We start from the raw sequence: 14,402 nt of genomic DNA, 5'->3' as shown, positions 1-14,402 counted from the left end.
CCGGCAATGCTTACCCCAGCGCTTTCGCCAGCAGGCTGATCGGATGTTCGCAGCGCTTGCTGGTGGACATCTCAATCTGCCATTTACAGGTTTCGCAGTCCGTCACCACGATATCCGCGCCGCTCTCTTCAATCTGGCGGAACAGCGGGGCGCCAATCGCCTGCGAGGTTTCGTAGTTTTCACGCTTAAAGCCGTAGGTGCCTGCGATGCCGCAGCAGCGCGAATCCAGCACCGTCAGCTCCAGCCCCGGAATTAACCGCAGCAGCTCCAGCGTATAGAGCGACCAGCCCATTTTCTCCATATGACACGGGGTGTGATACACCACTTTCAGCGGCAATGTCCCCAGCGGCAGCGTCTGACCGCTGTCGAGCTTGCGCCACAGGAAGCGTGTTGCCAGCTCGATGTGCTCGCGCAGGCCGGTGTTATCCACGTCCAGCAGGTGCGGATACTCATCGCGCAGGGTGAAGGTACAGGTGGACGACGTCGCCAGCACCGGCATGCCTTTATCGACAATCGCTTCGCGCAGGGAGGTGACGTTGCTTTTAGCCTGCTTGCGCGCTTTATCGGTAAACCCGTTGGCAATCAGCGGCACGCCGCAGCACTTCTCCTTGCTGAGCAGCTGTACGCCCGTTCCCATGGCGTTCAGCACCTTCAGCAGGTCTTTTCCCAGCTGCGGATGGTTGTAATTCACATAGCAGCCGTGGAAAAAGGCGACCTGATCGTCATACTGCGCCTGCTCCGCCGCGACGGATTTATACCAGCGACGGAAGGTGCCGTGGGAATATTTCGGCAGGCTGCGGTGATGGTCTATCTTCAGCGTCGCATCCAGCAGCTGACGCACCGGTTTGAGTGAGGTCGCGGCATTCACCAGCGGGGCAAACGGCGTTGAGACGCTGCCCATCAAATCGGTATGGCTCAGGATAGCATCGCGCAGCGTCGGCTTTTGCGTGCTGTAGCGCGCCCGGGCGCGCTGGATGATATCGCCGATTTTCACATCCGACGGGCAGGCGACTTCGCAGCGTTTGCAGTTAATGCAGTATTTCAGCGCCTCGTCATACAGCTTGCCGTCCTTCAGACGCAGGCGCTCGCCGTCCGGCCCGGCCTGCTTTGGCCCAGGGTAGCGCGGGTTCACGCCGCTGACCGGGCAGACGGTGGTACAGACGGTGCATTTAATGCAGCTTTCAAAACGGGTGTCGTTCATTATTCAGCCTCCGTGCGCTGGCTAATCTGCTCTGCCACATACAGCGCCGTGACGGCGCAAACTCCACCACCGCACCCCTGAGCGATCGGATCGTAACCGCCCAGCAGCGAGCCAATGGCAAAAAGATTACCGACGGGTTTAACGGAAAGTTGCGGATGCAGCTGGCTATCGGCAATTACGCCAAACTGTTGCCAGGGTTGCGGCGAGAAGAAATCACTCTGGTACCAGTCCGCGCGGGAGGCACTCTGCCGAACATCCAGCCCCATAATGGCTTCCCGAATGCCTTCCCGGCTGCTCAGCAGCCCGTTGCTGAAGAAGCTCCCGCTTGCCAGAACCGTATAGCGGGCGCGAAGCGGAATATCATCGTGGTTGCGCGTCCAGATTTCGCTCACCGCGCCGTCGGTCAGGGTGATTTTTTTCACCTCGTCACCCACCATCCACACGCCGCCCTGCGCCACAAACCGACGCTGGAGCTGGGTGTGCAGGCGAATGCCGGGTACGGAAGGGGGCAGCGTGGGCAGCAGGCCGAGCGAGCAGGGCAGGCGATCCGAGAGCCAGCGCCAGAGCCGGTTGTCGTTTAAACCAAAGCAGGCGGGCATCAGCAGGGCGTCACAGTTGTCGCTGAGCGGCCTGAGCGCGTCATACAGCAGCGGCCATTTGTCCTCATTATCCAGAAAACGGGCGATATTCACCGCGCGAAACTCGCTCGGGTTATCGCGCAGGACATCAAGCTCAGGCAGCTCTATTTCCGCCGTGTCGGCGTTAACCCCCTGGCGACAGAGCGATGCTGCCGCGAGATGGGGCTGAAAATCCAGAAAGCCGCTGATGCCCACCACCCGCACGCGCGCGGCAGTTAAGGGGGCAACGGGCACTTCCTCCGGGCTAAGCCACGAGGAACGCAGGGTGCCGAGCGGCGTAATGCGCTGATGATTTTGCCTGGTGCTCCCCTTCATACGCGCGCCGCTGTCCGCCAGCAGCGCTTCGGTTTCCAGCGCAAAGCGGTCAACGTTGTGCGCGCCAATCAGGTGATAGGGGTGCTCCGGCGGCAGCGTATCGCGGTACGCTTCGTCCACCAGATCCAGCGAGCCTGACGAAAAATGCAGGGCGCTCTGGCCGCGGGTGATAATGGCGCATCGCAGTCCCTGCTTCGTGAGTTTGATGCCGCAGAGCAGGCCTGCCAGCCCGCCGCCGACGATGACGGTATCAAATTTCATCGTGTTGCTCCTTCTCCAGACCGCAAAGCCCCTGATAGACCCAGCGGGTAAATTCGCTTTCGCGCAGGGCATCCCCCCAGGCGACAGGCTGAATGCCTTTCCAGCGCTCGTTTAAAAACGCGCTGAGCTGATCGAGCGACTGGGTGGCGGTGGTGGTGTGAAAACGCTGCAGCAGCCCGGCGGCACGACAGGCGCACAGCTCGCCCTGGCAGGTTCCCATTCCGACGCGGGTGCGGCGGCGGAGATCCAGCAGGCTGTTAACCGTCAGGTTCTCTACCGCGTACTGCACTTCGCCCGCGGTAACGGCTTCGCACTCGCACACCAGGCTGCGGCTCAATCTTCCTTCACCGAGCCACTGCGGCGTTCTGTCGCCGTGGCGGTAAATCGCGGACCCGCGCAGCGGCGCGGGAAGGGAGATGATTTTCTGCAGCGTTTTTTCGGTAGACTGGCGCGATCCCGGCAACGGCTGTTCTGCGGTAACGCACGGTTCGGTATTTCCGAGCTTGCGGCAGACGGCATCGGTCGCCCACTCGGCCATCAGGCGGTAGGTCATCAGCTTACCGCCGGTGATGGTAATAAACCCGTCCATGCCGTCGCGCTCGGCGTGATCGAGCAGCACGATGCCGCGGCTGACGTTACGTCCGCTCGGATCGTTATCGCTGGCGACAAGGGGACGCACGCCCGCGTAGGCGCGCAGGATACGCGTCTGCGCCATCACCGGCGCCAGTTTTTCCCCTTCGCGCAGCAGAATGTCGACCTCTTCGGCGGTCACGCGGTTGTAGTCAATCTCGCCGTAGTCCACGTGGGTTGAGGTCGTGCCGATTAACGAAATGGTGTCGCCCGGCACGAGGATATCGGCGTCAGACGGCTTGCGGCAGCGGTTGATGACGTGGTTATTAATGCGGTGGTCGAGGATCAGCAGCGAGCCTTTTGCCGGGAACATGCGCACCGACAGGTCGGCGTATTCCGCAATACGCTGCCCCCAGATCCCCGCCGCGTTGACCACCACGGCGGCATACAGTTCGCTGTGTTCGTTGTATTGCGTATCAACGATCCGCACGCCGCAGATGCGATGACCTTCGCGAATAAGTCCGGTCACTTCATGCCCGGTCAGAATGCGCGCGCCATGTTCGCGAGCGTCGAGCATATTGGCGGCGGTCAGGCGGAAGGGGTCAACGGTGCCGTCGGGGACTTTCACCGCGCCAATAAGCGCCGGGTTCACCGACGGCTCCAGCCGCCGCGCCAGTGCCGGATCCATGGCCTCAGCCTGAATGCCCGCTGCGGTACAGGCGGTAATAAAGGTCTTCTGAAAGGCGAGGTCATCTTCAGGAAGGGTAATAAAGAGGCCGTCGGTCGGCTCTGTGCAGTGACGGGCGATACGCTTGAGGATCTGGTTTTCAGCAATACATTCGCGCGCGGATTCACCGTCTGTAACCGCATACCGCGCGCCGCTATGCAGCAGGCCGTGGTTTCGTCCGGTTGCGCCCGTGGCGATATCGTGGCGCTCCAGCAGCGTGACGCTTAAGCCGCGAAGGGCGCAGTCGCGTGCGATGCCGGCGCCGGTTGCGCCACCGCCAATGATAATCACATCGCTATAGCGTGGATCGTGGATTGCCATTGCCTTTCCTCTATGTTCGTTTTTTAGCATTTAGCCACATAGATCGTGTGGTTTGTTTGATTTCGAACATAAACGCGCGAAATTCGAAACTGAAACGTGATTTCATGCGCTTTTTTGCGCATTCTGTCATATTTCTGTAACAATCTGTGCGTTGATTCACAGTAACAAAGCGCATGTTTTTTTAACATCCCCGCCTCTGTAACCGGGCGCGAGATGCCTGGTCATTTTTTGAAAGGCCACGGAGGCTGTTATGCTCAGTATCTTCAAACCTGCGCCGCATCGGGCGCGACTGCCAGAGGCAGAGATCGATCCTCTCTACCGCCGTCTGCGTTGGCAAATCTTCCTCGGGATCTTCTTCGGGTACGCGGCGTACTACCTTGTACGTAAAAACTTTGCGCTTGCCATGCCGTATCTGGTGGAGCAGGGCTTCTCCCGCGGCGATCTGGGGTTCGCGCTGTCGGGGATCTCTATCGCCTACGGTTTTTCGAAATTCATCATGGGCTCTGTGTCGGACCGTTCGAATCCGCGCGTGTTCCTGCCCGCCGGTCTGATTCTGGCCGCGGCGGTGATGCTGTTCATGGGCTTTGTGCCGTGGGCGACGTCCAGTATTGCGATTATGTTCGTGCTGTTGTTCCTCTGCGGCTGGTTCCAGGGGATGGGGTGGCCGCCGTGCGGACGTACCATGGTGCACTGGTGGTCGCAGAAAGAGCGCGGCGGCATTGTATCGGTGTGGAACTGCGCGCATAACGTCGGGGGCGGGCTTCCGCCTCTGCTGTTCCTGTTGGGGATGGCCTGGTTCAACGACTGGCACGCGGCACTCTACATGCCTGCCTTTGGCGCTATTCTGGTGGCGATTATTGCTTTTGCGCTGATGCGCGATACGCCGCAGTCCTGCGGCCTGCCGCCAATTGAAGAGTACAAAAACGACTATCCGGATGATTACAGCGAGAAGCACGAAGAAGAGCTGACCGCGAAACAGATCTTCATGAAGTACGTGCTGCCGAACAAGCTGCTGTGGTACATCGCGGTGGCGAACGTGTTCGTTTACCTGCTGCGCTATGGCATCCTCGACTGGTCCCCGACCTATCTGAAAGAGGTGAAGCACTTCGCGCTGGATAAATCCTCCTGGGCCTATTTCCTGTATGAATACGCCGGGATCCCGGGCACGCTGATCTGCGGCTGGATGTCGGACAAAGTGTTCAAGGGCAACCGCGGCGCGACGGGCGTGTTCTTTATGACCCTGGTGACTATCGCCACTGTCGTTTACTGGCTCAACCCGCCGGGCAACCCGTCCGTAGATATGGCTTGTATGATCGTTATCGGCTTCCTGATTTACGGTCCGGTGATGCTGATCGGTCTGCACGCGCTGGAGCTGGCGCCGAAAAAAGCGGCGGGCACGGCGGCAGGCTTTACCGGTCTGTTCGGCTACCTGGGCGGTTCGGTCGCGGCGAGCGCCATCGTGGGCTACACCGTTGACTTCTTCGGCTGGGACGGCGGCTTTATGGTGATGATTGGCGGCAGCGTGCTGGCGGTTCTGCTGCTGGTGGTTGTGATGATCGGCGAGAAACGTCACCACGCGGAAGTGCTGGCGCGTCGTCAATAAGGAGCATTGCGATGAAGTTAACTCAATTAGCAACCGGTATGCTGCTGGCAGGCCTGATGACAGGCTCCGCGCTGGCGGCGGATAAAATCGTTATCGCCCATCGCGGTGCCAGCGGCTATCTGCCGGAGCATACGCTGCCGGCGAAAGCGATGGCCTATGCGCAGGGCGCGGATTATCTGGAGCAGGATCTGGTGATGACCAAGGACGACCAGCTGGTCGTCCTGCATGACCACTATCTTGACCGCGTGACGGACGTGGCGGAGCGCTTCCCGGACCGCGCGCGCAAAGATGGCCGTTACTACGCCATCGACTTTACCCTGGATGAAATCCGCTCCCTGAAGTTTACCGAAGGCTTCGAGATTGAAAACGGCAAGAAGGTGCAGGTCTATCCGGGCCGCTTCCCGATGGGCAAATCTGACTTCCGGATCCATACCTTCCAGGAGGAGATTGAGTTTGTTCAGGGGCTGAACCACTCGACCGGGAAAAATATCGGCATCTACCCGGAGATCAAAGCGCCGTGGTTCCACCATCAGGAAGGGAAGGACATTGCCGCGAAGACGCTGGAGGTGCTGAAACAGTACGGCTACACCAGCAAGAAGGACAAAGTTTACCTGCAGTGTTTTGATGCCGCCGAGCTGAAGCGTATTAAAACCGAGCTGGAGCCGAAGATGGGGATGGATCTCAATCTGGTACAGCTGATTGCCTATACCGACTGGAACGAAACCCAGGAGAAGCAGCCGGACGGGAAGTGGGTGAACTACAACTACGACTGGATGTTTAAGCCAGGCGCGATGAAGCAGATTGCGCAGTACGCCGACGGCATCGGGCCGGATTACCACATGCTGGTGGCGGAAGGCTCAACGCCTGGCCACGTGAAGCTGACGGCGATGGTGAAAGAGGCGCACGCCAGCAAGATGCAGGTGCATCCTTATACGGTGCGTGCAGACCAGCTGCCGCCGTATGCCACGGACGTGAATCAGCTTTACGAGGTGTTGTATAAGCAGGCGGACGTGGACGGGCTGTTTACGGATTTCCCGGATAAAGCGGTGACGTTCTTAAAATAGAAAAAGGGCCGTAAGGCCCTTTTTTACATCTCGATCTCAATATCGCCTTTTGCCCGGCAGCAGCAGGGCAAAATTTCCCCTTCACTGATAAAGGCCAGCGGTTCGGTCAGCCAGTCCACCTGGCCTGCGACCAGACGGCAGCGGCAGGAGCCGCAATAGCCTTCACGACACTGGTACTCTACCTCCACCTGATGCGCCTCAAGCGCCACCAGCAGGGAAGGGTGCTCTTCCTGGCACAGCACTTCCGTGCCAGAAAGGCTCAGCGTTACGCGGCTCATCAGAGCTGGAAGTCGCTCAGGTCGTCGGTGTTGACTTCAGAATCAATCTGACCGACCAGGTATGAGCTTACTTCCACTTCCTGCGGCGCGACCTGCACGTTATCGGATACCAGCCAGGTGTTGATCCACGGAATCGGGTTAGAGCGCGTCTGGAACGGCAGGTCCAGACCAACCGCCTGCATGCGGATGTTGGTGATGTACTCAACGTACTGGCACAGGATGTCTTTGTTCAGGCCAATCATGGAGCCGTCGCGGAACAGGTAGTCTGCCCACTCTTTCTCCTGCTGGGCCGCCAGCACGAACAGGTCGTAGCACTCTTGCTTGCACTCTTCGGCGATTTCCGCCATCTCCGGATCGTCCGTACCGCTGCGCAGCAGGTTCAGCATGTGCTGGGTGCCGGTCAGGTGCAGGGCTTCATCGCGGGCGATCAGACGGATAATTTTAGCGTTGCCTTCCATCAGTTTGCGCTCGGCAAAGGCGAAGGAGCAGGCGAAGCTCACGTAGAAGCGGATCGCTTCCAGCGCGTTAACGCTCATCAGGCACAGGTACAGCTGCTTTTTCAGCGCGCGCAGGTTCACGGTAACGGTTTTGCCGTTCACGTTGTGGGTGCCTTCGCCCAGCAGATGCCAGTAGCTGGTCATCTCGATCAGCTCGTCGTAGTAGTGCGCAATGCCTTCCGCGCGCTTCTGGATCTGCTCGTTGGTAACGATATCGTCAAACACTACCGCCGGATCGTTCACGATGTTGCGGATGATGTGGGTGTAAGAGCGGGAGTGGATCGTCTCGGAGAACGCCCAGGTTTCCACCCAGGTTTCCAGCTCCGGAATGGAGATCAGCGGCAGCAGTGCCACGTTCGGGCTACGGCCCTGAATGGAGTCCAGCAGCGTCTGGTACTTCAGGTTGCTGATGAAGATATGCTTTTCGTGATCCGGCAGCGACTGGTAATCAATACGGTCGCGGGAGACGTCCACTTCTTCCGGACGCCAGAAGAAGGAGAGTTGCTTTTCAATCAGCTTTTCGAAGATGTCATATTTTTGCTGATCGTAGCGTGCCACGTTGACCGGCTGGCCGAAGAACATCGGCTCTTTGAGCTGGTCGTTTTTCGTCTGTGAAAAGGTGGTATATGCCATGAGTGTGTCCTGTCTTACGAAATAAAGGCGGGGATATCCCCGCCCTTCATTAGATCTTACATGCGCCGCTTTCGCAGCCATCGTCCTGAATTGACGGTACCATGTCGTCCTGGGCGTCTTCTGCACCGTCACGGGTGTTGTGATAGTACAGGGTTTTCACGCCAAATTTGTAGGCGGTCAGCAGGTCTTTCAATAGCTGCTGCATCGGTACCTTGCCGGACGGGAAGCGCGTCGGGTCATAGTTGGTGTTGGCAGAGATCGACTGGTCGATAAACTTCTGCATGATGCCCACCAGCTGCAGATAGCCGTCGTTGTTTGGCATTTCCCACAGCAGCTCGTAGTTGTTGCCCAGCGTTTCGTAATCCGGCACCACCTGACGCAGCACGCCGTCTTTCGACGCTTTGATGCTGACGTGGCCGCGCGGTGGCTCAATACCGTTGGTGGCGTTGGAGATCTGCGAAGAGGTCTCGGACGGCATCAGGGCAGAGAGCGTGGAGTTACGCAGACCGTGCGTTTTGATGGACTCGCGCAGGCCTTCCCAGTCCAAATGCAGCGGCTCGCTGACGATCGCATCCAGGTCTTTCTTATAGGTGTCGATCGGCAGAATGCCTTTTGCGTAGGTGGTTTCGTTGAACCACGGGCACGCGCCTTGCTCTTTCGCCAGCTCGTTAGAAGCTTTCATCAGGTAGTACTGAATCGCTTCGAACGTCTGGTGGGTCAGGTTGTTGGCGCTGCCGTCAGAGTAACGCTTGCCGTTTTTCGCCAGCCAGTAGGCGAAGTTGATCACGCCGATACCTAAAGTGCGACGGCCCATTGCACCGCGTTTTGCCGCCGGGATTGGGTAATCCTGGTAGTCCAGCAGGGCATCCAGCGCGCGAACCGCCAGCACGGCCAGCTCTTCCAGTTCGTCCAGGCTCTTAATCGCACCCAGGTTGAACGCGGACAGCGTACACAGCGCAATTTCACCGTTTTCGTCGTTCACGTCTTCCAGCGGTTTGGTCGGCAGGGCGATCTCCAGGCACAGGTTAGACTGGCGCACTGGCGCAACCACCGGATCAAACGGGCTGTGGGTGTTGCAGTGGTCAACGTTCTGGATGTAGATACGGCCGGTAGAGGCACGTTCCTGCATCATCAGGGAGAACAGGTCTACCGCCTTCACGCGCTGCTTGCGGATGCTGTCGTCTTTTTCGTATTTGGTGTACAGGCGCTCAAACTCGTCCTGATCGGCGAAGAACGCGTCGTACAGGCCCGGAACGTCGGACGGACTGAACAGGGTGATGTCTTCCCCTTTCAGCAGACGGGTGTACATCAGCTTGTTGATCTGCACGCCGTAGTCCATGTGACGCACGCGGTTGCCTTCCACGCCGCGGTTGTTTTTCAGGACCAGCAGGCTTTCCACTTCCAGGTGCCACATCGGGTAGAACAGAGTCGCAGCACCGCCGCGCACGCCGCCCTGAGAGCAGGATTTTACCGCCGTCTGGAAGTGCTTGTAGAACGGGATACAGCCGGTGTGGAACGCTTCACCGCCGCGAATCGGGCTGCCCAGCGCACGGATGCGACCGGCGTTGATGCCGATACCGGCACGCTGGGAGACGTATTTCACGATGGCGCTGGAGGTGGCGTTGATGGAATCCAGGCTGTCACCGCACTCGATCAGTACGCAGGAGCTGAACTGACGGGTAGGGGTGCGCACGCCAGACATGATTGGCGTTGGCAGAGAAATTTTGAACGTCGATACCGCATCGTAGAAACGCTTCACGTAGTCCAGACGGGTCTCACGCGGGTAGTTAGAGAACAGGCAGGCGGCCACCAGAATATAGAGGAACTGGGCGCTTTCGTAGATCTCACCGGTTACACGGTTCTGAACCAGGTATTTGCCTTCGAGCTGCTTCACCGCCGCGTAGGAGAAGTTCATGTCGCGCCAGTGATCGATAAACCCGTTCATCTGCTCGAACTCTTCTTCCGTATAGTCTTCCAGCAGATGCGTGTCGTATTTGCCCAGCTCGACCATTTTCACTACGTGATCGTACAGCTTCGGCGGCTCAAACTGGCCGTAGGCTTTCTTACGCAGGTGGAAAATCGCCAGACGCGCAGCGAGGTACTGATAATCCGGTGCGTCGCGGGAGATGAGGTCTGCCGCTGCTTTAATGATCGTTTCGTGGATATCAGACGTTTTGATGCCGTCGTAGAACTGAATATGAGAACGCAGTTCAACCTGGGATATAGATACGTTGTTCAGTCCTTCTGCTGCCCAGTCGAGAACTCGATGGATTTTGTCCAGATTGATACGCTCGGTTGTACCGTCGCGCTTTGTCACCAGCAGACTCTGATTCATGTGGGTTTTACCTGTCCGTGAAATAAAAAATATCCCCCGCTTATCCACAGATCCGTCTTGTGACTAACTCTGTGGATAAATACTACATATAGGGGGTTTGCGATAAGAAAAACGCTATATGGTGAGTATTCTAGTATCGAATCTTTTCAGCACAAGGGTTGATTTTGACGTTAAATTGAGGTTGTGAAAGGGTAAAAAAGCGTAAGTCCTCGTACCGTAAGGCCTGGAAGAGATGTCAATAATTTAGAAAAAAAATTCAAAATTTGATCGAGTGCTGATTTCTTCAACGGGAGGTCAGAATTGCGCAACATGATGTCGCGCAATCTTTATAAGAATAACGAATGACGTTAGTCGTTTTTGGCGGTGGTGTGCAACATATAGTTAACATCCACGCCCGGTGCGAGTTTGAATTTATCTGTCAGCGGATTGTAGTGCAGACCGGTGATGTGCTGCTCTTTCAGCCACGTCTGGTCAACCCAGCTTAACAGCTCGGCTGGCTTGATGAATTTCTTCACGTCGTGCGTGCCTTTCGGCACCATGCGCAGCACATACTCCGCGCCGACCACGGCCATCAGCCAGGCTTTGCCGTTGCGGTTGATGGTCGAGAAGAAAACCTGGCCGCCCGGCTTCACCAGTTTTGCACAGGCGTTTACCACGGACTGCGGATCGGGAACGTGCTCCAGCATCTCCATGCAGGTCACCACATCGTACTGGTGGGCATGTTTTGCCGCATGCTCTTCCACGGTTTCCTGCACGTATTCCACCTGTATACCTGACTCCAGCGCGTGAAGACGGGCAACCTGCAGCGGTTCAAAGCCCATGTCCAGGCCGGTGACGGTGGCTCCTTCGCGCGCCATGCTCTCCGCCAGGATGCCGCCGCCGCAACCGACGTCGAGAACCTTCTTACCGAACAGACCGCCGGAACGCTCCGCGATATAGCCCAGACGCAGCGGGTTAATGCGATGCAGCGGTTTGAACTCACCTTCGAGATCCCACCAGCGGGACGCCACCGCTTCAAATTTGGCAATCTCTTCGTGGTCAACGTTGTGAGCCACCGGGGATTTTTCGGCATTCATGGGCGCTTTTACTCCTTATTTAGCAAGACGAATGAGTATATCAGGCAATCCCTGTGAATAAAGCGTATAGGTTTACCTCAATCACCTCGGCTGTGTTATAATTTGCGACCTTTGAATCCGGGATACAGTAGAGGGATAGCGGTTAGATGAGCGACCTTGCGAGAGAAATTACACCGGTTAACATCGAGGAAGAGCTGAAGAGCTCCTATCTGGACTATGCGATGTCGGTCATTGTTGGCCGTGCGCTGCCGGACGTCCGCGATGGCCTGAAGCCGGTACACCGTCGCGTACTATACGCCATGAACGTATTGGGCAATGACTGGAATAAAGCCTACAAAAAATCTGCCCGTGTCGTTGGTGACGTAATCGGTAAATACCATCCCCATGGTGATATCGCGGTGTACGACACTATCGTCCGTATGGCGCAGCCATTCTCGCTGCGTTACATGCTGGTAGATGGTCAGGGTAACTTTGGTTCTATCGACGGCGACTCCGCCGCGGCAATGCGTTATACGGAAATCCGTCTGGCGAAGATTGCCCATGAGCTGATGGCCGACCTGGAAAAAGAGACGGTTGATTTCGTTGATAACTACGACGGCACGGAAAAAATTCCTGACGTTATGCCAACGAAGATCCCTAACCTGCTGGTGAACGGCTCGTCCGGTATCGCCGTCGGTATGGCAACCAACATTCCGCCACACAACATCACGGAAGTGATCAACGGCTGCCTGGCCTATATCGACGATGAAGACATCAGCATTGAAGGGCTGATGGAGCACATCCCGGGCCCGGACTTCCCGACGGCGGCGATCATCAACGGTCGTCGCGGTATTGAAGAAGCGTACCGTACCGGTCGCGGCAAGATTTACATCCGTGCCCGCGCCGAAGTGGAAGCGGACGCTAAAACCGGCCGTGAAACCATCATTGTTCACGAGATCCCGTATCAGGTGAACAAAGCGCGCCTGATTGAAAAAATCGCCGAGCTGGTAAAAGAAAAACGCGTTGAAGGCATCAGCGCGCTGCGCGACGAGTCTGACAAAGACGGTATGCGCATCGTGATTGAAATCAAGCGCGACGCGGTGGGTGAGGTTGTGCTGAACAATCTGTACTCCCAGACTCAGCTTCAGGTCTCCTTCGGTATCAACATGGTTGCGCTGCACCATGGCCAGCCGAAGATCATGAACCTGAAAGAGATCCTGAGCGCGTTCGTGCGTCACCGCCGCGAAGTGGTGACCCGTCGTACCATCTTCGAACTGCGCAAAGCGCGCGACCGTGCGCACATTCTTGAAGCACTGGCGGTTGCGCTGGCCAACATCGACCCGATCATTGAGCTGATCCGTCGTGCACCAACCCCGGCTGAAGCGAAAGCGTCGCTGGTTGCGCGTCCGTGGGATCTGGGCAACGTGGCGGCGATGCTGGAACGTGCGGGCGATGACGCCGCGCGTCCTGAGTGGCTCGAGCCTGAATTCGGCGTGCGTGACGGTCAGTACTACCTGACTGAACAGCAGGCCCAGGCGATTCTGGATCTGCGCCTGCAGAAGCTGACCGGCCTTGAGCATGAAAAACTGCTCGACGAGTACAAAGAGCTGCTGGAGCAGATTGCTGAGCTGCTGCACATCCTGGGTAGCGCCGAGCGCCTGATGGAAGTGATCCGCGAAGAGCTGGAGCTGGTCCGCGATCAGTTCGGCGACGAGCGTCGCACCGAAATCACCGCGAACAGCTCTGATATCAACATTGAAGATCTGATCAACCGCGAAGACGTGGTGGTCACCCTGTCTCACCAGGGCTATGTGAAGTATCAGCCGCTGACCGACTACGAAGCACAGCGTCGTGGCGGTAAGGGCAAATCTGCGGCACGTATTAAAGAAGAAGACTTTATTGACCGCCTGCTGGTGGCCAACACCCATGACACGATCCTCTGCTTCTCCAGCCGTGGCCGCCTGTACTGGATGAAGGTCTATCAGCTGCCGGAAGCGAGCCGTGGCGCACGTGGTCGTCCTATCGTCAACCTGCTGCCGCTGGAAGCGAACGAACGTATCACCGCCATCCTGCCGGTACGCGAGTACGAAGAGGGCGTGAACGTCTTTATGGCGACCGCGAGCGGTACCGTGAAGAAAACCGCGCTGACCGAATTCAGCCGCCCACGTTCCGCCGGTATTATTGCGGTGAACCTGAACGAAGGCGACGAGCTGATCGGTGTGGATCTGACCTCCGGTTCGGATGAAGTGATGCTGTTCTCTGCGGCCGGTAAAGTGGTGCGCTTTAAAGAGAACGCCGTGCGCGCAATGGGTCGTACGGCGACCGGCGTACGCGGTATCAAGCTGGCGGGTGAAGACTCTGTAGTTTCCCTGATCGTTCCGCGTGGCGAAGGCGCAATCCTGACCGTCACCCAGAACGGCTACGGTAAACGTACGGCGGAAAGCGAATACCCGACCAAGTCACGCGGCACCCAGGGCGTTATCTCCATCAAAGTGACCGAGCGCAACGGGTCCGTTGTGGGCGCGGTGCAGGTGGACGATGCTGACCAGATCATGATGATCACCGATGCCGGTACGCTGGTGCGTACCCGCGTGTCTGAGATCAGCGTGGTAGGCCGTAACACCCAGGGCGTTATCCTCATCCGTACTGCGGAAGATGAAAACGTGGTGGGTCTGCAGCGCGTTGCTGAGCCGGTAGATGATGAAGAGCTCGACTCTATCGACGGCAGCGTCGCGGAAGGTGATGATGAAATCGCACCGGAAGCGGAGAGCGACGACGACGCAGCGGATGACGCTGACGAGTAATGTCTCCTGATGCAAAAAAGGGCCGGATTCCGGCCCTTTTCTTTTGCAGATGCAGATACGTGAACGTTGCGACAAGCCGCGTTTACCGCTACCTTAACCA

Annotated in this window: 10 protein-coding genes; 3 read left to right on the top strand and 7 right to left on the bottom strand. The window is 57.6% G+C overall.

The annotated features are described in order from the left end of the window. Positions 1–10: 10 nt before the first annotated feature. Genes glpC through glpA form a run of 3 tightly spaced genes read right to left on the bottom strand, consistent with a single transcriptional unit; the run spans position 11 to position 4,033 of the window. Positions 11–1,201: an anaerobic glycerol-3-phosphate dehydrogenase subunit GlpC gene (gene glpC, locus MX657_RS15700; protein WP_080328573.1), complete on the bottom strand. Its 1,191-nt coding sequence runs from the start codon at positions 1,199–1,201 to the stop codon at positions 11–13. After that, positions 1,201–2,415 (bottom strand): glycerol-3-phosphate dehydrogenase subunit GlpB, encoded by a 1,215-nt coding sequence (gene glpB / locus MX657_RS15695; protein ID WP_346806133.1) that lies wholly within the window; start codon positions 2,413–2,415, stop codon positions 1,201–1,203. Before glpB ends, glpC begins: the two co-directional genes overlap by 1 nt. Beyond that, positions 2,405–4,033 carry an anaerobic glycerol-3-phosphate dehydrogenase subunit A gene (gene glpA, locus MX657_RS15690; RefSeq protein ID WP_346806132.1) on the bottom strand — a complete coding sequence of 543 codons (1,629 nt, stop codon included), beginning with the start codon at positions 4,031–4,033 and terminating at the stop codon, positions 2,405–2,407. Before glpA ends, glpB begins: the two co-directional genes overlap by 11 nt. Before the next feature lie 250 nt (positions 4,034–4,283). On the opposite strand from glpA, the gene glpT reads away from it, so the two are divergent. Continuing rightward, positions 4,284–5,636 carry a glycerol-3-phosphate transporter gene (gene glpT, locus MX657_RS15685; protein ID WP_028013908.1) on the top strand — a complete coding sequence of 451 codons (1,353 nt, stop codon included), beginning with the start codon at positions 4,284–4,286 and terminating at the stop codon, positions 5,634–5,636. 11 nt (positions 5,637–5,647) lie between these two features. Further along, entirely contained in the window at positions 5,648–6,700 is a 1,053-nt protein-coding gene (gene glpQ, locus MX657_RS15680) for a glycerophosphodiester phosphodiesterase (protein WP_346806131.1), read from the top strand. A 23-nt stretch (positions 6,701–6,723) separates the two neighbouring features. On the opposite strand, the gene yfaE is transcribed toward glpQ, so the two are convergent. From yfaE to ubiG, 4 genes are all read right to left on the bottom strand, one after another. After that, positions 6,724–6,978, bottom strand: coding sequence for a class I ribonucleotide reductase maintenance protein YfaE (gene yfaE, locus MX657_RS15675; protein ID WP_003859419.1), 255 nt, complete (start codon positions 6,976–6,978; stop codon positions 6,724–6,726). Beyond that, entirely contained in the window at positions 6,978–8,108 is a 1,131-nt protein-coding gene (gene nrdB, locus MX657_RS15670) for a class Ia ribonucleoside-diphosphate reductase subunit beta (RefSeq protein WP_014884611.1), read from the bottom strand. Before nrdB ends, yfaE begins: the two co-directional genes overlap by 1 nt. A 49-nt stretch (positions 8,109–8,157) precedes the next feature. Continuing rightward, positions 8,158–10,443 (bottom strand): class 1a ribonucleoside-diphosphate reductase subunit alpha, encoded by a 2,286-nt coding sequence (gene nrdA / locus MX657_RS15665; RefSeq protein ID WP_080328578.1) that lies wholly within the window; start codon positions 10,441–10,443, stop codon positions 8,158–8,160. Between the two features lie 347 nt (positions 10,444–10,790). Next, positions 10,791–11,519, bottom strand: coding sequence for a bifunctional 2-polyprenyl-6-hydroxyphenol methylase/3-demethylubiquinol 3-O-methyltransferase UbiG (gene ubiG, locus MX657_RS15660; RefSeq protein WP_046888293.1), 729 nt, complete (start codon positions 11,517–11,519; stop codon positions 10,791–10,793). Between the two features lie 146 nt (positions 11,520–11,665). Between ubiG and gyrA the strand changes: the two genes are divergently transcribed. Beyond that, on the top strand, positions 11,666–14,302 hold the full coding sequence (gyrA, locus tag MX657_RS15655) for a DNA topoisomerase (ATP-hydrolyzing) subunit A (RefSeq protein WP_346806130.1): 2,637 nt from the start codon (positions 11,666–11,668) through the stop codon (positions 14,300–14,302). Positions 14,303–14,402 lie beyond the last annotated feature (100 nt).

The sequence above is a fragment of the Enterobacter chuandaensis genome (genome assembly GCF_039718975.1).
Lineage (GTDB): Bacteria > Pseudomonadota > Gammaproteobacteria > Enterobacterales > Enterobacteriaceae > Enterobacter > Enterobacter chuandaensis.
This window is presented reverse-complemented; position numbering and strand designations above follow the sequence as displayed.

Excerpts from the sequence above, each read along its gene's own strand:
- glpC (WP_080328573.1), bottom strand. The coding sequence starts at position 1,201 with ATGAACGACACCCGTTTTGAAAGCTGCATTAAATGCACCGTCTGTACC.
- glpB (WP_346806133.1), bottom strand. The coding sequence starts at position 2,415 with ATGAAATTTGATACCGTCATCGTCGGCGGCGGGCTGGCAGGCCTGCTC.
- glpA (WP_346806132.1), bottom strand. The coding sequence starts at position 4,033 with ATGGCAATCCACGATCCACGCTATAGCGATGTGATTATCATTGGCGGT.
- glpT (WP_028013908.1), top strand. The coding sequence starts at position 4,284 with ATGCTCAGTATCTTCAAACCTGCGCCGCATCGGGCGCGACTGCCAGAG.
- glpQ (WP_346806131.1), top strand. The coding sequence starts at position 5,648 with ATGAAGTTAACTCAATTAGCAACCGGTATGCTGCTGGCAGGCCTGATG.
- yfaE (WP_003859419.1), bottom strand. The coding sequence starts at position 6,978 with ATGAGCCGCGTAACGCTGAGCCTTTCTGGCACGGAAGTGCTGTGCCAG.
- nrdB (WP_014884611.1), bottom strand. The coding sequence starts at position 8,108 with ATGGCATATACCACCTTTTCACAGACGAAAAACGACCAGCTCAAAGAG.
- nrdA (WP_080328578.1), bottom strand. The coding sequence starts at position 10,443 with ATGAATCAGAGTCTGCTGGTGACAAAGCGCGACGGTACAACCGAGCGT.
- ubiG (WP_046888293.1), bottom strand. The coding sequence starts at position 11,519 with ATGAATGCCGAAAAATCCCCGGTGGCTCACAACGTTGACCACGAAGAG.
- gyrA (WP_346806130.1), top strand. The coding sequence starts at position 11,666 with ATGAGCGACCTTGCGAGAGAAATTACACCGGTTAACATCGAGGAAGAG.